This window comes from Haliscomenobacter sp. (genome assembly GCF_033763495.1).
Classification (GTDB): Bacteria; Bacteroidota; Bacteroidia; order Chitinophagales; family Saprospiraceae; genus Haliscomenobacter.
Genome location: NZ_JANRKL010000029.1, coordinates 1 through 23,585 on the forward strand (window position 1 = coordinate 1; position 23,585 = coordinate 23,585).

At 47.8% G+C, this 23,585-nt stretch carries 16 protein-coding genes; 3 read left to right on the forward strand and 13 right to left on the reverse strand.

All coding sequences use genetic code 11. From position 1 onward, the window contains the following. Positions 1-73 precede the first annotated feature (73 nt). Entirely contained in the window at positions 74-388 is a 315-nt protein-coding gene (locus tag SFV55_RS02350; RefSeq protein WP_320027844.1) for a YbaB/EbfC family nucleoid-associated protein, read from the forward strand. Positions 389-491: 103 nt separating this feature from the next. After that, complete coding sequence (locus SFV55_RS02355) at positions 492-1,721, forward strand: LamG-like jellyroll fold domain-containing protein (RefSeq protein WP_320027845.1); 1,230 nt, start codon at positions 492-494, stop codon at positions 1,719-1,721. Between the two features lie 41 nt (positions 1,722-1,762). On the opposite strand, the gene SFV55_RS02360 is transcribed toward SFV55_RS02355, so the two are convergent. The 3 genes from SFV55_RS02360 to SFV55_RS02370 form a co-directional block, all read right to left on the reverse strand. Beyond that, a complete protein-coding gene (locus tag SFV55_RS02360) occupies positions 1,763-6,439 on the reverse strand; it encodes a gliding motility-associated C-terminal domain-containing protein (protein ID WP_320027846.1) in 4,677 nt (1,558 codons plus the stop codon). A gap of 310 nt (positions 6,440-6,749) precedes the next feature. Further along, positions 6,750-7,592 (reverse strand): thioredoxin family protein, encoded by an 843-nt coding sequence (locus tag SFV55_RS02365; protein WP_320027847.1) that lies wholly within the window; start codon positions 7,590-7,592, stop codon positions 6,750-6,752. A gap of 82 nt (positions 7,593-7,674) precedes the next feature. Beyond that, the gene (locus tag SFV55_RS02370; protein ID WP_320027848.1) at positions 7,675-8,199 is read right to left on the reverse strand and encodes a helix-turn-helix transcriptional regulator; all 525 of its coding nucleotides are present in this window, start codon (positions 8,197-8,199) and stop codon (positions 7,675-7,677) included. Positions 8,200-8,532: 333 nt separating this feature from the next. On the opposite strand from SFV55_RS02370, the gene SFV55_RS02375 reads away from it, so the two are divergent. Further along, a complete protein-coding gene (locus SFV55_RS02375; RefSeq protein WP_320027849.1) occupies positions 8,533-9,057 on the forward strand; it encodes an RNA polymerase sigma factor in 525 nt (174 codons plus the stop codon). A gap of 122 nt (positions 9,058-9,179) precedes the next feature. Here SFV55_RS02375 and SFV55_RS02380 read toward each other — a convergent pair whose 3' ends face one another. The 10 genes from SFV55_RS02380 to SFV55_RS02425 form a co-directional block, all read right to left on the reverse strand. Beyond that, positions 9,180-10,505 (reverse strand): TolC family protein, encoded by a 1,326-nt coding sequence (locus SFV55_RS02380; protein WP_320027850.1) that lies wholly within the window; start codon positions 10,503-10,505, stop codon positions 9,180-9,182. Continuing rightward, the gene (locus SFV55_RS02385; protein WP_320027851.1) at positions 10,480-13,554 is read right to left on the reverse strand and encodes an efflux RND transporter permease subunit; all 3,075 of its coding nucleotides are present in this window, start codon (positions 13,552-13,554) and stop codon (positions 10,480-10,482) included. Before SFV55_RS02385 ends, SFV55_RS02380 begins: the two co-directional genes overlap by 26 nt. After that, on the reverse strand, positions 13,551-14,657 hold the full coding sequence (locus tag SFV55_RS02390; protein ID WP_320027852.1) for an efflux RND transporter periplasmic adaptor subunit: 1,107 nt from the start codon (positions 14,655-14,657) through the stop codon (positions 13,551-13,553). Before SFV55_RS02390 ends, SFV55_RS02385 begins: the two co-directional genes overlap by 4 nt. Positions 14,658-14,941: 284 nt before the next feature. Beyond that, positions 14,942-15,817, reverse strand: a complete 876-nt coding sequence (locus tag SFV55_RS02395; RefSeq protein ID WP_320027853.1) for a LytTR family DNA-binding domain-containing protein — start codon at positions 15,815-15,817, stop codon at positions 14,942-14,944. Positions 15,818-15,871: 54 nt separating this feature from the next. After that, positions 15,872-17,062 (reverse strand): serine hydrolase domain-containing protein, encoded by a 1,191-nt coding sequence (locus SFV55_RS02400; RefSeq protein WP_320027854.1) that lies wholly within the window; start codon positions 17,060-17,062, stop codon positions 15,872-15,874. Positions 17,063-17,067: 5 nt separating this feature from the next. Continuing rightward, on the reverse strand, positions 17,068-17,634 hold the full coding sequence (locus SFV55_RS02405) for a hypothetical protein (protein WP_320027855.1): 567 nt from the start codon (positions 17,632-17,634) through the stop codon (positions 17,068-17,070). Positions 17,635-18,066: 432 nt separating this feature from the next. Further along, a complete protein-coding gene (locus SFV55_RS02410) occupies positions 18,067-19,308 on the reverse strand; it encodes an amidohydrolase (RefSeq protein WP_320027856.1) in 1,242 nt (413 codons plus the stop codon). 84 nt (positions 19,309-19,392) lie between these two features. Next, a complete protein-coding gene (locus SFV55_RS02415; RefSeq protein ID WP_320027857.1) occupies positions 19,393-21,102 on the reverse strand; it encodes an AMP-binding protein in 1,710 nt (569 codons plus the stop codon). Positions 21,103-21,349: 247 nt separating this feature from the next. Beyond that, positions 21,350-22,120: an SDR family oxidoreductase gene (locus SFV55_RS02420; RefSeq protein ID WP_320027858.1), complete on the reverse strand. Its 771-nt coding sequence runs from the start codon at positions 22,118-22,120 to the stop codon at positions 21,350-21,352. Positions 22,121-22,169: 49 nt separating this feature from the next. Further along, entirely contained in the window at positions 22,170-23,486 is a 1,317-nt protein-coding gene (locus SFV55_RS02425; RefSeq protein ID WP_320027859.1) for a flavin-containing monooxygenase, read from the reverse strand. Positions 23,487-23,585: the final 99 nt, after the last annotated feature.

Sequence of the window (23,585 nt, forward strand, 5' to 3'; positions counted from 1 at the left end):
GTATAAAATACTGTCATTTCCTGTACGTTCTGTTATATCTTCGCACATATTTTACCGACAAAAAAACCGTACCATGTTTGGACTTGAAAACATGTTTGGCGATATGGAGGCCCAACAAAAGGCCATGCGCGAAAAACTGGCCGATTTTATTGTAGAAAGTGAGGCGGGTGATGGGGCCATCAAAATCAGTGCCAACGCCAACCGCGAAATCACCAACATCAGCATTGACCCCACTTTTTTAAAAAATGCTGAAGCGGAGGAGTTGGAAGACTTACTCCTCGTTGCCATCAACCGAGCACTAAATAGTGCCTTGGAAAAAGAGGCTGAAGAAACCCAACAATTGCTCAAAGACATGATGCCCCCAGGGCTGGATGGTTTCTTCAAATAAGGATGGCCTAAAATAAGCCTTCTCTTCCTTCGTTTTTTACTGGAATCCGATCTGCCGTGGATGCGCGGCGATCAGCCATTATTTTGCCAATTCCAAAAATACCATGAGAATAGCTTCATTTTTATTCTGCCTGTGTTGCACTGTTGCTTTGTTTGCTCAACCCAAAGCGGGTTTAGTGGCATTTTATACTTTTGAGAACACCAATGCTGACGCTGCCGGAAATACCGCCAATGCATTCCAACCTGCCCTCAACCGTACCTATGATTGTGGTGTGGAGGGAAATGCCCTGGAATTTTCGGGAGCCAATGGAAATGCGGTGGTGATGGGGCCTGCCAACGATGAATTTACCACTGAAGACTTCAGTTTAAGTTTTTATTTTAAGTCAACCAATTCCAACGGCATTCAGTACCTGGTGCACAAACTCACCAGTAATTGCAAAACTGATGGCAATCAATTTTACATCCGTTTTCGCCCTTTCACCCGGACCATCAACGTATTTTTAGGCGAGGGTGCCAAAACCGTCAATTTGATTGGTGAAGTTCCCGCTGGAAAATGTTGGCACCACGTAGCTGTAATCCGGGAAGCCAACAAAGTTAAGTTGTACATCAATGGTGTCAAAATTCAGGAATTAAATACCCAGGGGCGAATCAATCTGTCCAATGATGGAAAATTCACTATGGGCAATTCGCCGTGTACCCCGGTAGCGAACCAGGCTCCTTTTGAAGGTTACCTGGACGAAGTAAGGCTATACAACCGGTCCTTAAACGACAACGAAATCAAATCCCTATACACCGTTGAACCCGATAACATCGTAACCCGCGACACCAGCATTTTTGTTGGCGGTGCCGTGAAAATCAAAATTGGGCCTACCTGTAATTATATTTTCAACTGGTCTCCTACTCTGGATGTAATTTCTCCATTTGAAAAGGAGCCCGTCATTCAGCCTTTGAGCCCGGGCATCCATTTTTTCACGGTTAATATGTCAGATGACAGTGGGGCTTGTACGGCAACTGATTCGATCAGAATTACGGTAATTGATCCCAGTACGTTGGACTGTGGACAGGTGCTTTTGCCAAAAGCTTTTACGCCCAATGGTGATGGTTTGAATGAAACCTTTGGCATCAGTAACCCATTTGTCATTCAGGAATTGCTGGGCTTTGAAATTTTTGACCGTTGGGGCAGTCGGGTATTTGGTTCAGCAGATCCTTTTTCGCGTTGGGATGGAAAATTCCAGGGGAAAGAGGTTAACCCCGGCGTGATGTTGTATAAAATTCGCTACCGTTGCAAAGGTGAGGAAAAATTGGCAACGGGCAGTGTGATGATATTGCGGTAACAAAAATGGTTCCAGGAAAACCTGGAACCATTTTTGTTGATTTACCGAATTAGTCCCACATCCCCGCGATACAACAACTTCACATCGTCGAGGAATTCCACTTCAATAATATATACGTACACGCCTTGATTGGCTAGTTTTGAAGAGGCTAAGCCATCCCAAACAATAGTCCCGCCTGCGCAATCCGGCACAATCCCTTCTGCTTGCATAATCAGGTTGCCCCAACGGTCAAACAACCGGGCATAATTGATGCTTTTTACACCCTTACAGCCATACACCCGGAATTCGTCGTTGCGTCCGTCTCCATTGGGCGAGAATGCGTTGGGAATGTAGAAATTGCGGTTGCGATCGAGCTCCACGAAGATGGTTCCTTCAGCTTTACAGCCACTGGTATCCGTTACCGTCAGGATGAACTCTGTGTCGTCGCGCATGTCACGTTCCGTGCGGGTGGCCGTGAGCACGTAAGGGCTTTCGATTCTATTGTCAGAGAGCCCTTTGGCAGGTAACCATTCGTAGCCAGTAATGGGTTTGGTACTGGTCACAATCGGGGTAAGCTGCAAACTATCGCCCAATTCAACTGTAACCTGATTGGGGTTGAAAGCCACCGTCAATTGTTCTGGTTGGTTCACCACAATTGTATCGATGTATTGACAACCCAATTGATCTTCAATCGCAATTACGTGTTGGCCTGCAAAAATATTCGCAGCTTGATTCAGCGGGAAGCTGATGCCATTGTTGTCTACGGTGAAGGTGAAATCCGTCAGGTCAACTCCATTTCCACCGTAGGCCGTATCCACTGTAAGTGTGGTGGCATCGCCAAAACAACGAGGTTCGGTCACTGGATTGAGCAGGCCAATTACTGGTGGCGGCGATACTACGGTATAACTGGTGGAATCTGTGCAGTTTTTAGTGTCCGTAACGGTCACAGAGTAGGTGCCTGGTGCCAGTTTCTCCGCAAAAGGAGAATTCGCACGCGAAATCCCACCCGACCAGGTGAAGGCGTTTTCAGGCAATGGGTTGATCCCTTCATCGGTATTCACCACTATGCCAAAACGCCCATCATTGGTATTGCTACAACTGGAAGCCCTGGAGAAGGATTGATCCACTTCTACTTTGAGTTCTGCTGGTTCTTTAATTTCGATTTCCTGCGTTTTGGGGCAATTGCGGCTATCCGTAATGACCGCGGTGTAAGTACCTGCCCGAAGGTTGCTCAAACTATCCTGGGTAGAACCAATTCCTTGCCAGGCGATGCTAAAAGGTGGCGTTCCTCCTCCTGGCGTGAGTTTTGCTTTCCCATTAGCCAGGCCAAAACAAGTCACTGCTTCTACCACAGCCAAAATTTTGATCGCCGGTGGGCTGGTGATGAGCACCGAATCAGCAGCAGCGCAGGAATTGGAATCCACGACCACCACCACATTCATCCCAGCAGACAACATGGTTGCGCTTGAACTGGCTACTCCAGCAAAGGTTTCCTGACTGCCTTGCCAGGTGAATTCAAACAAGCCTGAGGCGCCATTGCTAAATCGTGCAGTTGCCGTAGCTCGTCCGTCTTTACTGCCTTCAAAACAGGCTACCCCGGTGCTATCTGTAAAGGTAATGAGGATACGCGGTGGGTCTTGCAAAGTCGCCGAGCCCGTTACAGATGGGCAGCCACTGGCGTCGAATACACTCACATCATAGATGCCCGCTTTCAATGCCGGGCGCAATTGGAAGCGAGAGGTATCGGTCCCTTGATCCTTCCACAAGAATTTGTAAGGAGCAGTGCCACCGCTCACATTCACCGTCAGCGAGCCATTGGCATCTCCCGGGCAACGGGGTGCCACAGCCGTAATGCTGTCCACACTAATGGGGGTTGGGGCAATGACCTGGGCGGTGTCCACCGAGCTACAAAAATCGCTACCCGTTACCGTTACGATGTAGCGTCCGGCAGGCAAATTTGTAAGATCCTGGCCACTTGACTGGTTGTCCCAGGTATAGGAAGTAATGGTAGTACCCGGAACTGGCGTAGCCCTTACCGACAACCGACCATTCGCATCCCCAAAACAACGCAAAGTAAAGTCGTTGAGCTGGGTAATTTGAGGTCCAGCCGGAGCATTGATGTCCAACATAAAGGTGGTATCACACCGGTTGCTGTCGATCACTGTGACGATGTAATTGCCGGAACGTAGGCCAGTGGCCAGTGAATCGGTTTGCGCCGTGAGCAGTGTGGTATCCAGGCGCCACTCGTAGGCATAGGGTTTGACACCCCCACTTACTTTGATTGAAGCCAAACCGTCGTTGCCGGGGCGGCAGGTTTCGTTTTGCAGGCGACCTTGGGCAACGGAGAGTGCTGTTGGTTGTTTGACAACGATAGTATCGGAAATGCGGCAACCAGCCGGATCTTGATCTTGCATCGTAACGATGTAAGTACCTGCAGGCAAATTGCCCAGTGTACTATTGGTTGGTTGATTGGTGGGAGTATTGGTTGAACCAGTCCAGGTAAACTGGTATGGCAATTGGGCCTGGGCACCATTGGTATTACCAGTAACTGTAATCTCACCATTAGACAGTCCAAAACAGGTCACATCCGTAACAGCAGTATCAATTTCCAATACTTTAAAAGGCGCTACAGGAAAGCTAAATTCTTTTACACATTGTTTACTGTCGGTTATCGTTACCGTATAGTTACCTTCTGCCAGGTTGGAAATCGTCGAGGTAGTAAGGGTGTCTCCAGCTTGGTTGGGCCATTGATAGAAATATCTTCCACCACTAAATGGCAGACCACCGTTAACACTCAATTGAATCCGGCCATTGGCCACACCAGAACAGGTGTTTTGAGTAATCACAGGAGTAGGCCTGATTTCAGTTGGGGCAGTTAGCGCAGAAGTGCCGATGGCCACACAACCTTTTGCATTGGTTACAGTAACCGAATAATTGCCAGCCCTTAGCGAATCAATACTTGCGGTCCTTTCACCTGGAATATTCCATTGGAATTTATAGGTGGAATCAGGATTGGTCAGAGGAATAGCATTGATAACAATTACTGCTTCCAAAGACCCATCTCTTGAATCATGGCAAGAAAGGTCTTTTGCCCCTTCAACCCGCACCACAAAGTCATCGGGGGCGAGGAAAACTACCGTATCTCTTTTTGTATTTGGTGTACCAGGGCTACTATCTTGAATGAAAATAGTATAAGTACCTACGGGTAAATCCTCAAATCTGAAACTTCCTCCAGCAATGGCAATTGTTTCATCTGCAAAACTCTGACCAGGTAAAGGTAGTGTTCGCGCAAGTCTGACCAGATACGGTGCTCTTCCTTTATCGACAATCACTTCGATCACCCCATCGGTGTCCCCTTTACAATTCAAACCAGAGGTTCGTACACTGGTAAACAACACATCATCCGTCACATTCACCTGCCCATCCCGGAACACATACCCCAATTTCGCTGGATCTGGGGTACCTACTGTTTCAGATGGGTCCCGCGACCCGACAAAACGAAGTGGACTTGTTGAGCCCAAGGGCCCTTTTACTCTGAAGCAAAAAGTAACCAATGTAGAACTATCAGAAAGGCTTATCCCTTTCAAGGTGTTGTCCGACCAGGACAAAGCCAAACCTAGTTTGTCCGAAGTTTGGCCGATACTACCTGCGCCAAAGCCACCCAAAGCCGCATTAAAATTCTGGGTGCGTATAAACTCCAATACCGCTGTGTCCCAACGGATGTTCATTTCAAATAAACCTACTTTATTGAAATTGGTGGTTTTTAAATCCACACAAATTTCATCACCTGTTTTTGCATTTAGGTAAGGCAATTGAAAACCAACCGCCTGACACCCCGCCATGTTCACAGGGAAAGACATATTGCAATTGCGACCATCCGTAATGGTTACGATGTAACGACCAGGTTCAGGTACAAAAAAAGAAACAGAATCGAGGTGCTCCGCAGTATTGTTATTGGTGCTTGAGGCTTTGGCTACACCTTGAACTGTAGGATCATCTTCTTTGACTATCGAAATGGTATATCGTTCATTGGGGTCAAACTCTGGGACCCCACCACCTACGATAAACGAACCAGTACATCCTGCATTGTCGACTCGAGTTCTGACCCGGACTGTGTCAATTGGTTTCAGAAAAGCAATACGGAATGCAGCATCAGGGTTAAGGTTTACACAACCTCCTGCTTCATATTTATCTCCTGCAAAGTTGTCCAGTGTAATAGGTGCGAAATGTAGTGCAACTGGTTTATTTTTACCAAAGGCTTGAAGAAATACTCCATCATTTCGAAAAGTGATATTCCCATTCCGCTGTCCGGATACGGTCCAAAACAATCCCTTGGGAATAACCGAGTTACCAACTGTCACAGTCGCATCGGGAAACAAACAAGGCTGTTTCAAAATATCAGTTGTATCAGGCCCGGTAAACTCCGCAGAAGGAGCACACGTCGTCACCAGATAAACAATCCCGGATGGAGTAGCAAAATTAGGATCATTGATCACAAAATTCCCGTTATGGGTAATCCGGATAGAGTCCCCAAAACAAAGGTAAATTGTTTCACCCCCAGAAGTATTGCTTTGCCCCTGAATGGCCCCGATCGTCACCGTACCAGCTTGATTGGTACAAGCACGGCGCAATTGGCTGGTTTTGCCTCGTGGATCGAATTTGATGGTGTTGATATTTTGCCCTTGTAGCACTACTACTGGCAAGAAAAATACGATTAGATAGCCGAAAAATCTGCTCATTTTGCTCATCATTCTGTTTGTCCTGAACGAACTAAGAGTGTGTCATTTATCATTTGTAGCGTGAAGCATAAAACCGGACACACTCCTTAAATACTTCGACAAAGAAACGAAACAGAATGACAAATATTTGATGTGTTGATGTGCTAATTTGCTGATTTGCCAATTAGCTGCTGTATTGAATTGACATGTTGATGAAATCAAAAAGCGCTAATGTGCTGATTTAGCCTTCAAAAAACACCGTTACAGATTTACATATCAAGCCGCATGCTTTTCTACAATTGGCCAATCAGCACATTAGTAAATTAACACATTATAAGGTGACTATTAATCCTTTAAGTCCATCTCGCTGCAAGGCATTGAGGTACGTTTGCATTTGAGCTGGCGTTTCAAATGGACCGGCAATGAGGTGGTAATAGGTTTGTCCGTTGTTGGTTTGGGAAGAGATGTGGACCGTTTTGTAAAATTTTTTTTCAAAATACTGTACCTGCCGAATCACATTTTCATAACTGCTGTAAACGCCCACTTGAATCCCCATTTTGCGCGAAGTTGGCAGTGCAGGAGTTGCGGTGCTTGAATTGAGTGGTCGGCGTTGAGCGTCCAGATGCGCGGGATCATCTTCTACTTCACCAGCAAGGGCAGCCATTTCATGTTCTCCGATTTGAGCAATCATCGTATTGGAAGTGGTCAATTTTACCATTGGTACAGTAGAAGCAGTGCGGGGCGCGACGCGGTTGGCGGGTGTATCGTATTTGCGCAGCACCTCCAGCATTTGGGCAGCATCAAGGGTTTCTTCGTAGCGGGAAACCACTATCCCCCTTGCATTAAAGATCAACAGGGAGGGCAGGTATTTTACCCCACAAGCTTCCTTGTCGGCGTAGCCTTGCACTTCATCCACGTCGATTTTTACGGCCAGATATTGCTGACTCAGGTAGCTGGTTACTTCCGGATCGGCAAAAGTGTTTTTGTCCATCCACTGGCAAGGCAGGCACCAGTTGGCGGCAAAATGAACCAGCAATGGACGTTGTAATTGGGCTGCTCTAGCTTTGGCTTCCGCCAGGGATAAGCGGGCGAATTGCACAGCGTGCAACTTTTGGCTTGCTGTAAATAGGCTCAATGCCAACAGCAAGCCCTTGAGAAGGGACAATTTTTTCATGGGACTATGGGATTATATTGCAACTAAAACACTGCAATATATCCCTATTTCCCATGCAGTGCAACCATTAATCTGTTAAAAATCACTCGTTTGCAGAAGAATCTTTGCAATTGAGGCTTTTGAGCAGTGAAAGGTGTTCATCCATGAGGGAACGGGCGGTGCGGTACAATTCTTCAAAGTTGACGATGATCAATTGTAGCTCAGGGGGAATTTGAGTGTGAACCTGTTCGAGCTTCAGGCGGCTACAGGTTACAAGGCCTTCCATCATCTGCAATTTGCGTTGAGCATTGCTGTGGATGATGTTCAAAACTTCGGGATTTTGCGGCTCAACCAGTTGGGCTTTTTTGGCGTGGCCATTGCCATTTGAACAAGGCACCTCATCCCCACTTAAATCCCGTTGTGCCAAATCACAAATGGAAACCCCAAACAATCGGGATAACCTGAGCAGGTTACACACCTTTGGTTCGGCAGTGCCATTTTCGTACGAGGCAATGTTGCCTCGATTCAATCCGATCTTTAACGCAAGTTCTTCTTGACTCAAATTCATCTGCTTGCGCAAAAAACGAATGTTTTTGTCCAAATAAGTAAAGTCAACCATTGGTTCCATTCCATCCAAATTAATCATCCGAAATAAAGGCGAAAGAAAAATATAAAAAGTCCTTCGTAATAAATTAAGCAGTTGAACGACGAATCAATTCCATTCGTCTGCTCCGATTGGTGGTTCAAATCTCATTATTAGAATACAAATTTAAGCGCTCATTGTTTTATGGGTGTTAATTTTTTTAACAAAATTCCTTATTTTTGGAAAAAACTGTCGCGTTGCGACTTTTTTTATTAAAAATGAATCTAAATAGGCAAAAATAATTGCACAAATCCCCGGCATTCTTTATTTTTGTAAAAATTTATTACAAGTACGATAACCCAAATAAATCACCGGACCATGCTTTACGCGATTCAAAATCCGATCTACGAGCAACTTGACAAGGTGAGCAATTCATTGCGCGCCTTTTCACTCAAACTGACCGGTAACTACAACGATGCTGACGACCTTTATCAAGACACTGCGGTAAGGATCATCACCAATGCAGACAAATATAACCAGGGTACCAACTTCAAAGCCTGGGCAGTGACCATCATGCGGAATATTTTCATCAACAATTACCGTAAGAAAGTACGCCGCAACATGATCGTGGATCAGACTCCCAACAATTTCTACCTCAATTCCGGGGAAGAAAGAGTGAACAACGATGGGGAGCACGATGTGTCTTTTGGAGAGTTGATGCTCCTGGTCGACACTTTGCCAAGCGATTTTCGCGAGCCATTTTTGATGGCTTACGATGGGTTTAAGTACGAGGAAATTGCGGAAGAATTGGGCTCCCCGCTGGGAACCATCAAAAGCCGGATTTTCTTCGCCCGTAAAAAATTGCAAAAACTGTACGAAGAAAACTATCGGGAGCGAGCATAAGAACTTGTTTGCGGATTTTTATAAAATAGGAAAAGGCGCTGGGAGATGATCTCCGAGCGCCTTTTTTGTTTTACGTTTACTAAACTTTAGAAATTTAGTAAACGTAAAAACGTCGAACTAGTCTACTGAAACATTTTCATCCCCGCCAAATCCAACAGCTCAATCTCCGCTTGTTTCAAACGAAAGCCAGCCTGGATGGCTCTATCCCGTGCTTGAACCTCCAAAAGGGTCGATTCCCGCACCTCAAAATTGGTAATTTTACCCAAACGGTACAATTCACGCGCCAGATTAGCCTGATCCACGCTTACCTTTAAGTTCGCGTCTTCCAGATCGCGCAATTGTTTGAGCGATTGGTAATCGGCATAACGGGTGCGAATTTGTGCTTCAAGGGTATACAAAAGCTCATCTTGCCGCAATTTGACACTCTCCTCCGCTATTTTGGCGTTGGCTAAATTTTGTTTGCGCAAATGCCCATCGTAAATCGGGTACCGGGCAGTGAGACCTACCGTCGGCCCCAAGTTGCGGTTGGACAATAAAAAGCCAATTGCGTTGCGCTGGTACGAATAGTTAAGGTTGGCAAAAAGATCCAGCTCTGGCTTAAAAGAGCCTTTGATTTCTTTGGTGTTCAAAAGCGCAACTTGTTGATCCATTTTACTCAGAATCACTTCTGGGTGAGCTTGTTTTGCATTTTGAACCAACTCTTCTACGCCGATCACCATTTGAGAAGCAAGGGTAGTATCCACCCTAAACTGTTCATCCACGGGGCGATTCAACAATTGATTAAACGACATGTAAAGCCTTCTGATGTCGGCTTCTTGTTGGACCAAGCGGGCACTATCTGCTGTCAGGCGCGAACGTGATTGTAGCAATTCCAACCCGGTCGCACTACCAATGGTCTTTTTAGCTTGTACCAAATTAAGCAAGTCGCGATCCAGACGTACAGCGTAGCGCAGATTTTCGGTCGTGCGCTCCAATTGGACAATGTTGTAATAGGACAAGGTAATATTGGCCGCAAGTGTTTGCATTTGAGCCGTTGTAATTGCCCGACTTTGTTGCTCGAAGGCGGTAAGGCGATCCCTGGCTGCATACATGCGCCAACCGTCATAGATGGTCCAGAGTGCTTCCACCCCAAAACGGGTGTTAAAGGTGCCCGCATTGGGGGCGCCTCGTGATTCCCCGGTGAAGAATTTTTGTTCAGTGCTATTGATGGCGTACGAAACGGTTCCCGTAGTATTTACCGTTGGTGTCATTCCTGCCCGAGCTGGCGTATTGTTGTTGATGGCCATTTGCTCTTGCTGGCGCAGGATCTGGATGTTGAAATTTTTCTCCAAACCCACTTTTACAGCATCCTCTACGCGCAGCATGGGTGGCTGCGCGTAAGAGAATGAAATAGCAAATAGGATTAGTGAAAAACAGATAATATTATTCAGCAACTGCGATCGCTTCATGCTTTCCTACTTTTTGTCGGTTGAAAAAGGTGTAAATGGCTGGAATCACGTAGAGCGTAAGGATCAAGGAGAAACTCAGGCCGCCGATAATTGCAACGCCCATCGGGATCCGGCTCGTTGATGCAGCTCCCAATGCTAAGGCAATGGGTACAACCCCCAGAATGGTGGCGATACTGGTCATCAGGATGGGGCGCAAACGCAAGGTTGCCGACTCTACGGCTGCCTCATAAGCACTCATGCCTTCTTCCATTTTTTGATTGGCGAATTCTACAATCAAAATCCCGTTTTTGGTTACAATACCCACCAAGACGATGATGCCAATCTCGCTAAAGATGTTGAGCGTGTGGTTGAACCACCACAGCGACAACAAAGCCCCTACCAGCGCCAGTGGTACTGTGAACATGATGATCAATGGATCAAAGAAACTTTCAAATTGGGCGGCGAGGGTAAGGTAAACCAAGGCCAAAGCCAAAATGAAGGCAAACATGATCCCGCTTGAGCTTTCTTTAAAGTCCTTGGAAGTACCCGTTAATGCTGTTTGGAAGGATTCATCCAGGACTTTTGCCCGGACTCTTTCCATGGCTTCAATCCCTTGGCCAATGGTGAACCCGGGATTTAACCCTGCAGATACCGTAGCCGACAGATAGCGGTCATAACGATAGAGTTGTGGTGGACTGGATTGCTCAATGATCCGAACAACGTTGCTGATCGGGATCAATTCTCCCGGTTTGTTCCGAACATACAAGGAGGACAGATCTCTGGGATCGTCCCGATAAATGCGGTCTGCTTCGCCAATAACTTCGTATTGCTTGCTGTCTTTGATGAAATAGCCATAACGCTGACCAGCGTAGTACAATTGGAGGGTTTCCGCTACATCCCGGACATTGAGTTGTAATTTGCGGGCACGTTCGCGGTCAATTTCAAGGCGTAGTTCAGGTTTGTTGAATTTTAAGTCCAGGTCGGTTATCGCAAATTCAGGTTGTTTGGCCGCTTCTTCCATAAAAAGTGGCATTTTTTCCTTCAAGTCGTCAAAATTCGGCGCCTGAACCACAAACTGTACGGGCAAACCGCCAGCCCGGCGATCCGTTGCGATGGTCTGTTCTTGAGTGATCAGTGAACGTGCATAGTTCAACTGGGCTATTTTTGGGAACAGAAATTTGGCCAATTCATCCTGGGTCCGGGTACGCTCTTCGGGTTGTTTGAGGATAATGTTGACAAACGCAGAATTCACTGCACCCGATCCGCTAAAGCCTGGAGCAGTTACCGCAATAACCGCCCGCTTCTCTGGCAGAGTATCCACTATCTTGAGCACTTCCAGTATGTAGCGATCCATGATCTCAAAGGAAGTACCTTCTGGTGCAGTCATTTGTACCCGCAAGCTGCTTTTATCTTCCATCGGGGCCAATTCGGTAGGAATCTTTTTCATCAAAGTGTAGATGCCAAAACCAGCCAGAATGGTAACAAGCCAGGCGACGCCCCGTACTCGCATAAAGCTTTTTAAGGTGCGGTTGTACAAATTCGTCATCCCATTGAAAAAACCTTCAGTGAGGTTATAGATGTAACCATGTTTTTGTTGTTTCAAAAAACGGGCGCTCATCATTGGCGTCAGGGTGAGCGATACGATCATTGAAATGAGGATGGCTCCCGCAACCGTGATCCCAAATTCCCGGAACAGACGCCCCGTCAAACCTTGCAAAAACACAATGGGCAAGAATACAATGATCAAGGTGATCGAAGTAGAAATGATGGCAAAGTAAATTTCTTTGGAGCCTTCATGGGCTGCTTCATAGGGTTTTTGCCCTTCTTCAATCCGCCTAAAAATGTTCTCCATCACCACAATGGCATCATCCACCACCAAACCTGTTGCCAATACAATCCCCAGGAGGGTCAGGATGTTGATGGAGAAATTAAACACATACATGATGAAGAAAGCTCCAATCAAAGAGATGGGAATGGCGATAACTGGAATGAGGGTAGTGCGCCAATTGCGCAGAAACATAAAGATTACCAATACCACCAGACCAAAAGCCAGCAGGAGGGTTTCTTCCACCTCTTTGATCGCTTTGCGGATACTGATGGTCCCATCAAAAGCATAATCAAGGGTAATGTCGGAAGGGATGTTCTTCTTTATTTCATTGACCCGGTCGTACACCCGGTCAGCAATATCGATGTAGTTGGCTCCGGGCAGTGGCGTGATGGCGACCCCTACCATGGGAATGATGTTGTTGCCCCGGAGAATGGACCTTTTGTTTTGCGGCTCCAGATCTACGGTAGCTACATCACTCAATAAAATTGTACCCGAACCATTGTCACGTAGCACAATATTGGAGAATTCTTCTGGCGTAGAAAGTTTACCTTCCGTACGCAATGTCAACTCAGTGCGGTACCCTTCTACCCGACCTGATGGCAACTCAATATTCTGGGTGCGCAGGGCTTCCCGAACATCAAGTGGAGTGAGCTGGTAGGCCGAAAGCAGAGTCGGATCCATTTTAATCCGAATCGCGTAACGCTTTTCACCCCAAATCCGAATATTCGAGATTCCCGGAATGGTTTGGATGCGTTCCTTCATCACATTATTGGCAAATTCACTCAGCTGCATCAGGTTGCGGCGATTGCTCTGCACGGTAATGGACATGATAGGGTTGGAGTTGGCATCCGATTTGGAAACGACGGGGGGGTCGGCATCAGGAGGCAGGTTCCGCATCGCCTGGGATACTTTTTCGCGCACATCGTTGGCAGCAGCTTCCAGGTCGATTCCCAATTCAAATTCAACCCTGATGTTGCTACGACCATCCGAACAGGTACTCGACAGGGAACGAATCCCTGCAATCCCGTTGATGCTTTCTTCCAGAGGCTCCGTAATCTGTGATTCAATTACATCCGCCGCAGCCCCCGTATAAGTGGTTTGGACCGACACCACAGGTGGATCCACACTGGGGTATTCCCGCAAACCCAAGGAACGGAAACCAATGTATCCAAAAAGAACAATCACTATGGAGATCACCGTAGCCATTACCGGCCGGTCGATGCTCAAAGAAGACATATTCATAGGCCATTCGAATTTGGAGATTCAAGCAATTTGGTTGGAATCACTGGCATACCTTCCTTCAGCGCCAATAAACCCGAAAGGATCACCGTATCGCCGGGGGCCAGGCCGTCCAAAATGGCCATGGCAGATTCCAGGCGTTGCCCCGCCAAAACGGGCTGCATTTTTACTTTACCCCCCTTGATCACCAATACTTGCTGGCCATTCAAAATGGGAATAACGGCATCGGTAGGTACCAAAACTGCCGCTTTGTTCTGGCTGGTGATCACTTGTACTTTGGCGAAGTTACCTGGCTTCAAAGTGCCATTGGGGTTCGCACAACGCGCGCGAGCGGTAAGGGTACGGGAGGCAGCATTTACTTCATTGCTCAAGGCATAAATGTCGGCACTGAAGTTTTCATTGAGCCCCTCCACTTTGAAGCGAATGCGTTGACCTGGTCTCAAGTCGCGGGAAAAACGCTCGGGGACTTCAAATTCCAGCTTGATGGGGTTGGTTTGTTGCAAACCTACCAAGATGTCGTTGGGAGATACATAAGCACCTTCACTCAATTGGCGCAAGCCCAATTTTCCACTAAACGGTGCCCGAATGCGGGTTTTGTCGAGTGCAACCTGAGTAATGCGCATATCGGCCCGAGTTTGATCCAGGGTGAGACCAATCCGGTCGTAATCCTCCTGCGAAATCCCGTCGATGGCCAAAAGGTCTTTGGCTCGTTTGAGCTCCCGCTCGTTGTAAGCTTCGCTGACTTTAAGTTTGGCATATTGGGCCTCCAACTCGTCACGATCCAGTTCAGCCAGAAGGGTTCCTTTTTGAACCAATGCACCTTCTTTGAAGAGCAACTTGGTCATCCGCCCGGAGCGTTCTGGGCGAATGTCGACTTGTTCGTTGGGGACAAGGTTGCCCGTTGTGAACAGCGTGTTTTCCAGTACTTGCGTGTTGACGATCATGTAATCGACCGGAGTGGGAGGTGGAGGTCCACCGGGGCCACCGGGACCACCTGGTTTTCCACCAGGACCGGCAGCCATAGCCGTTTCAGCTTTTTTTCCACCACAGGAAGTCAATAGAATACTGACAAGAACCAGACAGAGCAGGGAAGAAATGTACTTCATAAAAATTGCAGGTTAGTAAAATCGAACAAATATTGTTCACGTGCAAAATGGACTTTAAATGTAAGAACTCGTGTAAACAAGCTCTATGCCGGAAAAATACGAAACTTTATTGGGTCAGTTACTTGAAGTTTAAACAATTGCGACCGAGTGCGGGTTGAAAGGGAAAAATGTCGTCTAGCGACGGGGAAAGGTTGTTGGTCGTCGGTAGAAAATGGATGGAAGGGTAAAAAACTTTTGGCTGTCGAAAAAACGATTCAAATTGGTTCCAATTATCAGGTAAACTGTTATCCCTGTTGGCCAATCATCCAAGCCCTAAAGGTGTTTGCTTTTTTTCTACTCACCGTCACCTCCTCCGAAAAAGCCGGATTCAACTGCAAAAGCAAACGCCCCGAACCTTCCGTTTCCACCTTGCGAATCGCCTGTCGATGGGCGATGATTTGTCGGTTGAGGCGAAAGAACTCACTACCTGGCAGACTTTCTTCCAGTTGCTCCAAAGTTTGATCAATGGTAAAAGATTGTCCTTGCAAATTGCGGATCACGCATAAATCTCCCGCCACACTGAGGTAGGCAATTTCCTCCAGGTTCAAAGGCACTTGGGCTTTGCCTTGATTGACCAACAAACTGCGCAAAGCCCGAACAGTTGGGGGCATATTCGCATTCAGAGGACTCGAGTTTTCCAAACTGCTGATCTGCTCTTGCAACCCTTCCACTACCCGCTGATGATAAACCCGCAGCCACATCCCAGTGTACAACAAGTGCATCACCAACAAAAACATACAAGCCATCGGGATATCGGTCATAAAAACGATCTCGATGTTGAACAGCGGATGCCGTTGTGCCAGGTAGGTGTTGTATACAAAAGTAGCCATCAATACCATGAAGCTGGAGAGGCCAAAACAGGTGGCACCCTGGATCAATGCGCGTGGAAAGGCCTGATCTACCCAGGAGTATTTTTTGTCAAAACGGAGGATAAAAAAACGGTTGAGTTCCCAAATCAAAAAGGTGACCAAAATGGCTACCCCCAAATCCAGATAGTACTGTGGGTCCTTCAACAATTGGCCAAAAGAAGCAACCTCCCCAATGTTGCGGTACAGGAATCCCCACAAGGGAATGGCAATCAAACGAAGGTTACGGTCAGGATAGGAAATGGATAAAAGCATAGCTGTACGTTCGGTGCAAAAGTACAACTATGCTTTTATAGTCTAAAACGTTAATCACGGCAACTTAGACAAAACCTCCGGTACCCGATTCACCAGCACACTGCTCAAAAAAGCAAAACGCCCTCCTCCTTCCCGACCCACATTGGTGGAAGTAAACACCGTTATTTTTTGTTGGGGCAAATAAATCAAGGAGCATTGCCCACCAATTCCTCCACCGTAATGCCCAAACTCCGGCTGCCCACCGCCAAAATTCACCCACACCAAGCCCAGCCCATAATCCGGTTCAGTCGATTGTTTGCCCTGTACCCAGCTCGTCATTTCCTTCCAGGATTGTGCGTTCAACAATTTGCCACTCGCCAGCGCATCCATAAAAGTGACCAAGTCTAGTGGTGAGGCGATGATTCCATCTTCTCCATACCCGGAATAAGCGGCGATGTTGAGGTTGGTTTGGGTACAGTTTTCCAATACCCCATTGGCGTAACGATCCCAGTAATGGTTGGGCAAGGTTAGATTGCCGGGATAGCCATTTTGTAGTTTGTAATAGGTGTTCTTCAGTTGCAGGGGCTCCAGGATTTCCGCTTTGATGACCTCAGAGTGGTCTTTGCCACTGGCTTTTTCCAGCACATAGGTCAGGAGCAAATAATTGGTATTGGCGTAAGCCCAGTCTGTCCCTGGTTGGAAAAGCAGAGGTTTCTCAATGACGTATTCCAACAGCTCCTCCCTCGACCAGGGGCGGGTAGGCCGATTGAGCAAGTCCGAAAGTCGCTTCAAGTCATCATGAAACTCCCGATAACCCGAAGTTTGATTGAGCAACATGCGCACCGTGACGCCCTTTGCCTGGGTAAGGCGATTGGCGATGGCCGTGGGTAAATAATTGGAAATCGGGTCATCTAGTTTCAACAAGCCACGTTCGGCCAGGCGTAGGGTAGCTACGGAAACAAACGTTTTGCTGACACTGTACGCATGTTGAACCTGGCAGGTCTGCATGGGGGTATGGTCTTCCAACTTGGATAAGCCGCTGGCGCCAGCCCAAACCCCATTGGCATCTTTGACCGCCACCACTGCGCCGGGTATACCTTCGGCGACAAAGCTGTCGATCAACATTTGTAAACGCCCCGCCAAAGGATGGGTAGGATTGATGCCCGGCGCCACACAGTTTTGCTGGGGCGCAATGGCTTGTTCGGTACTCTCACAGGCACTCAGCAGCCCGAGTACCAGTAGGAATAAAATGGGTGCAATTTTCATGGGAATTAAAATTTGAAGGTTTGCCCTACGGTGATCAAATGGATGGGGAAAACAGGAAAGGCTTCGTTGTAGCCGAGCAGCGCCTGTGCCTGATACTGCACAAAAGGCCGCCAATGCTCGCTAACTCGGTAGCCCAAATGCAGGCCAGCTGGTACAAAAAAGAGCGCCTTTTGGTTCTTTTGGGTTTGCCATTGCCCTTCTGCGTCCCGCACCAAACCCGGTCCAGAGCCCAGATTCAATTGGTAACCCAGACCTAAATCAAATCCAGCTTCCAGCTTGCCGATCCGAGGGTGATAACTGAACTGGCTTTGCAGGTAAAAACTGCTGCCCTGTGAACGGGTGCGGTAATGGCCTAAATCCAGCCGCAAACCAGAGGTCTCGGATTGATTCAAGGGGTAAGTAATGCCTGCACTGAGGCCCATGTTGCGGAAATTTTCACTGAGTCGATAGCCAGGCATGCCAAAAGCCGGGAAATTCAACGAGACTTGATACAGGAGTTTGGACTGCGCCCTCCCCCAGCCTACTACGGCCAGTACGAGTAAACTTGCAGCCAGCATTTTGTACTTTTTCATGATCCTTCATTGTTGGATGATCGAATGATTTCGTTGGCTAAAGGATGCAAAAAACACAGGCCAGGCCGCAGGATTGGCGGGGCTTTTCGGCTGAAGTGACGGAAATGAGGGGGTGAAAGAGCGGGAAGTGGGGGTTGAGGGAACGGGTAAAATGTCCTGTTTAGCAACTCACATTATGCAGTTAGAATGCGGCTTCGCTACTTTTTTATAACCACGACGTACACGACGAGCACGACGAATGGCTACCGCCACGACACGACGCAAATCGTCGTGCTCGTCGTGTACGTCGTGGTAAAATTAATCATGAGCAGCGAAGCTGCGAAAAATATCAATATCTCTTCTTATTACTCGTTGCTATCGCAAAATCCAATCAAGGCTGACACTTTTGAATTTGGGGTAAACTTGAACCAAGCGAATATTTTTCAACACCCCCTACCCATTTTTGAACAACTCAATCAGCGCTGCAGTCATTGCCGTAATCCCGGTACGAATCGTCCCCGGCGGATACGGATTAAACACTGAACTATGCAGCGGCGGGTAGCTTTCTGTGGGTTTGGGCTGGAGGTTTTCGTCAAATTTATTCGGGTTGACCGAGCCCAACCAAACAAAGCCCAGCGGGATTTTGCCATCCAGCCCATAACTTGAAAAATCCTCCCCGAAGGTGTAGCACTGTTCCTGGCGCACCTTATCTTCTCCAAGGGTTTGTTCAAAACTGGATTGCAGTTCATCCATCAACGCTACATCATTGATCACGGGTTTGGTAAAAAAGCCGCGCTCAATGACTTCGGGGAACAGCTCCTTCGGCAAACCCGAGGCGATGGCTTCACCCTCACAAATCTGTTTGATTTCGGCCATAATTTTCTCATAAACGGGCACACTGAAACAACGTACCGTGAGTTTCAATTCCACCTGATCGGGTAAAATATTGTGCGACGAGCCCCCATGGATGCTACAAACCGACACTACAGTGGGTTCAAAAGGCGACATCACCCGGCTGACTATGGTTTGCAAACGCACCACAATACTCGCAGCCAGTACCACCGCATCTTTGGTCGTTTGGGGATAGCCCCCGTGGCCGCTGATCCCCTTGACGATGATTTTTGGCATTTCGATCAAAGCCATCGCTGGTCCACGCACTACTCCGATGGTACCCGCAGGCAAAGTTGGTGAAACATGGTAGGCCAAAGCTGCTTTCGGCAATGGAAAATGATCGAACAAACCCGCTTTGATGAGTTTATCGGCTCCATTGTCAAATTCTTCACCGGGTTGGGTCACAAAAACCATCGTACCCGCCCATTCTGATTTCAATTTAGCCATTGCTCTGGCCACCCCAACCAAATTTGCGGAATGTAAAGAGTGCCCGCACTGATGTCCGATATTGGGAATTTTGGAAGCCCAGGCTTCGCCGCGTAAGTCGGGTTGGGGCAAGGCGTCACAATCGGCGCGAAATAAGTAGGTCGGGCCTTCACCATTTTTCATCACCCCTACAACTCCCGTTTCGCGCACCATCTGGACCACATCACAACCGGCAGCGCGCAGCTCTTCGGCCTGGCGTTGGGAAGTATTGAAGGTGTCCATCCCGAGTTCGGGATTTTCGTTATAGTGGCAAAAGAGTTGGAAAATATGCTCGTAATCTGTTTCGACGTGCTGGCGAATGGTGTCAATTAATGGCATGTTTGAGGAAATCTGGTGATGCAATTGGTGGCAAATTTACTGAAGTTGTGACTTAGGTGCTTAAGAAATACCTTAGAAGAAAAACTACTCCCATATCACCCGCTCCCCCTTTTCAAACCAATGCTCATACTGCTCCGCATACTTCCGATTCAGCGCCTCCCGCCGAATTTTCAAAGTAGGTGTCAACACTCCATTCTCTACCGCCCAGGGCTCCCGGGTGATGACTACCGCCTTCACCCGTTCGTAATGCGCCAATCCGGCATTGACCTCTTCCAGGGTTTGAATCAAAGAAGCCTGGACCATTTCCAGCGGCGTTTTTTGACCAATTTCAGAAAGCACCGCCAGCGCTAAAGGTTGGGGGATGGAAAAACCCACCACACACAATTGTTCGATGTAGCTGTTTTTGGCAAAACCCCATTCAATCGGCGCGGGGACGATGAATTTCCCTTTGGCCGACTTAAAGGTATCGGACACCCGGCCGATCAATTTCAGGTAACCATCTGGGGTGATTTCCCCTTGATCGCCCGTATGAAGCCAGCCATCCTGAATAACTTGTGCCGTGCGTTCGGGGTCATTGTAATACCCGGCCATCACCCAGGGCGCCCGCATGATCACTTCCTGGGTTTGGGGATCGATGCGAATTTCAACATTGGCCATCGGTTTGCCCACCGTGCCGGGACGAATGTCGGTGCGGGGCATCAAGGTGCAGCCGCCAGTATTTTCCGTCATGGCGTAAACTTCCTGGACAGCGAGGCCCAGTTTATTGAAAAAAGCCTTTAAGGAATCGGGCGTAGGTGCCGCTCCGGTCAGTAATACCCTGGCTTTGCTCAAACCCAATCCTTGAATGATTTTTTTCTTCAAAAATGCCCCCAGTACCGGAATTGAGAGCAACAAATTCAGACGTTTTTCCGGCAAACGTTCCAAAATGGCCAATTGAAACTTGGACCAAATGCGGGGAACAGCCAGGAATAGCGTAGGTTGCGTGCTTTGTAGATTTTGGGCAAAAGTGTTAATCGATTCACTGAAAGAGACCGTCCCCCCAGTGGCCATACTGGCACATTCAATGATGATGCGTTCGGCAATGTGATTGAGAGGCAGGAAGGAGAAAAATCGATGGTCTTCAGTAGAAAAATCGATCAGGTTGCCGTTGACTTTTTCGTTGTGAATCAAGGCTGCGGCGTGGTAATAATTCAGCATTACGCCCTTGGGTACGCCGGTGGTGCCCGAGGTAAAGATGACCGTCCACAAGTCGTGAAGTTCAGGAAGTGGGTTGCCTTCGATAGGTGTGACATTGGCCAGTAATTGATCCCAATCCTGGCCTTCCTCAACCAATGAATTGCCTGGGTAGTGAGGGAAACGAATCAACTCCACTCCTTCCATTACTCCCGAACGCATGCTAGGCCAATCGTCCAGTTTGCCTACGAACATAAGCTTTGCTTCACTTGCTACCAAGACCTGATTGAGCTCTTTGGCGGTCAGATTGGGGTAAAAAGGCACAGAAACAAAGCCCCCCATCATCAGTGCCAGATCGGCAACGATCCAGTGGTAGCAGTTTTTGGATACGATGGCTACTTTATCACCTGACTCCAGGCCCATGCCTTGAAGCACCCGAACCAGGCGGCGCGCCATTTGCCCAACTTCACGCCAGGAGTAGGTTTTCCAGACACTGCCTTCTGGTTGACGCAAATAAACGGCGTCTCCTTTTTTTTGTTCCCATTCATAAAAATAGGTCAGGATGCTCTTTAGGTCGGCTTCATTTAGGCCTGTGAATTCTTGTTTGTCTTGCAGCGCCATGGACTGATGTTTTCACAAAGTATACGAGCTAAGTTAGCAATAATTTAGCACCTCGCCTTCGGCGAAGCGCGACAACATTTTTCAGCCACAAATGACACAAATTTTCACAAATAGGGCACGAACTTCGTTCGTGTCGGGAGCACAAACGCTAGTTTGTGCCCTATTTGTGAAAATTTGTGTCATTTGTGGCTAAATTTCAAAAAAACACTCCACCGGAGGTGGGGTTCTAAATATTCACCTTTTTTACTCAAATCTGAAATTGTTGGCCATGCAAACGTTGGCCACCATCCACATACATCGTCTCGCCCGTGATGTAGGAGGCAAAAGGAGAAACCAAAAACACACTCAACCAGGCCACTTCATCGGTAGTGCCGAGGCGTTGCATCGGGATAGTTTCCGCCAGGCCGTTCAACATTTCCGGGGGATAGTTTTCAAGCCCAGAAGACTGGATGATCCCCGGCGCCACTGCATTCACCCGGATGTTGTATTTGCTCCACTCCACGGCCAGGGTTTTGGTCAGGTTGTCCACTCCAGCGCGGGCAGCACCAGTGTGGGCCATGCCAGGAACGCCCCGGTAAATATTGACGATGATGTTGAGGATAGACCCTTGTTTTTGAGGAATAAAAAAAGCTTTGGCCATCGCCTGGGTCATGTACCAGGTGCCATTGAGGTTGTTGTTGATGACGGCGTTCCAGCCTTTTTCAGCCATATCTTCGGCCAGGGAAGGGAATTGCCCTCCGGCGTTGTTGACCAGAATGTCCAGGCGACTGGCTTTTTCCCGGATAAATTCCACAAGTTCCTGGATTTGAGCGCTATCGCGGATGTCGCACACTCTATAGTGGCAGGTGCCCAATTGGCTCAGACTCTCCTGCGCTTTTTGGAGTTTTTCTTCCTTGCGCCCGGAGATAAAGACCTGGGCTCCTGACTTCAACAATTGGCTGGCAATGGCATATCCGATGCCACTACCGCCGCCAGTAACCAGGGCAACTTGTTGGGAAAAAACGTTGGCTTGCAGCATGATGAAATGGACTAATGGGTGAATGTGCTGAATTGCTACTGAAAAAATATTAATAAACGGAATTGCTCGTTTCTAACGCCCAGACCGGTGCATCCCTCGGAATTTGTCTTTTCAAGTCCCGCTCAAATTCATGCGCGTGAACTTCAATGCTATGGCGTTTTGCCTTGAGAAATTCTCGACTGACGTGCTCCGCATCCTTTTCTGCCAACTCCGCCAGATTTTTGGGCAAGACCCAGCGCCCAGCAATATAGTTGGCAGCCAACTTAGCCTGTAAATCACTGTACGGCCAAACGGCGCCTTGCGGTTGAAAAAGGCCAATAAAAATCAGACTGGGGTGTTCGGGATGGAACATGCGCAGGTAAAGCGGAACCCGATCTGCTTCCTCATAATTGATAAAATCGGGGGCAAAAAAAGGCGTGCTGATTTTGTACCCCGTTGCCGCAATGATGGTATCGTACTCCTCCTCTACCCCATCGGTAAAAAACACCTTGCGACCTTCCACCTTAACCAGGCCCTTACGGGGATGGACTTTACCGTGGCGAATTTTGTACAACAACTCCGAATTTACAGTAGGGTGCGCCTTGAGTACCGGAAAATCCGGATCAGGCAGACCATAATCCGAATATTTACCCACCTGAATGCGTAGGCTTAGTTGGCGCAAAAATGCTGCAATTGGCTTGGGCACCCACAGCATCTGGCCGTTAAAGGTATCGGTGGGTTTGCCCATAAAAAACTTGGGTACGATGTATTGTGGGCCGCGGGTACTAATGGCCACAAAACTGGCTACCCTACTGATTTCCACCGCACAATCACAACCGGAATTGCCCGCTCCCACGACCAAAACCCTTTGATCTTTGAATGGCTCGGCCATTTTGTAACTGTGGGAATGCAGGTATCGCCCTGCAAACTGCGCTGGCCAATGTTCAGGATGTCGGGGCACATTGTGGTGCCCATTGGCAACCAACAAATAATCAAAAGTTTCTTGTTGGCCGTCGCCAAGGGTAATCAACCATTTTTCGCCAGCTATTTTTTCCGCTTTTTGCACTTTGGTGTTAAAGCGGATGTAGGGATACAAGCCAAAATGCTCCGCATAAGCCAGAAAGTATTTCAACAATTGATCGTGGGAAGGATAATCTGGGTACTCAGCAGGCATGGGAAAATCGACAAACTGCGACATTGTCTTGGAGCTGATGATGTGGGTGGTTTCACATACACTGGAATGCGACTCTTCCGCTGAATACACCCAATTGCCCCCAATCTGGTCATTTTGCTCGTAACACACAATTTCAGTCAATCCCGCTTGCAGCAAATTTTTCAGGGTGGTAATGCCCGAACAGCCTGCGCCAATGACACAAATTCGCTTCATGATCCGATGTAGTTTTTTTCAACTCTGAAAGTAAAATAAAGATAAAAATAAAATTGTTTTGTTATTTTTTTACTAAAAACAAAATGATTATTTTTAAAC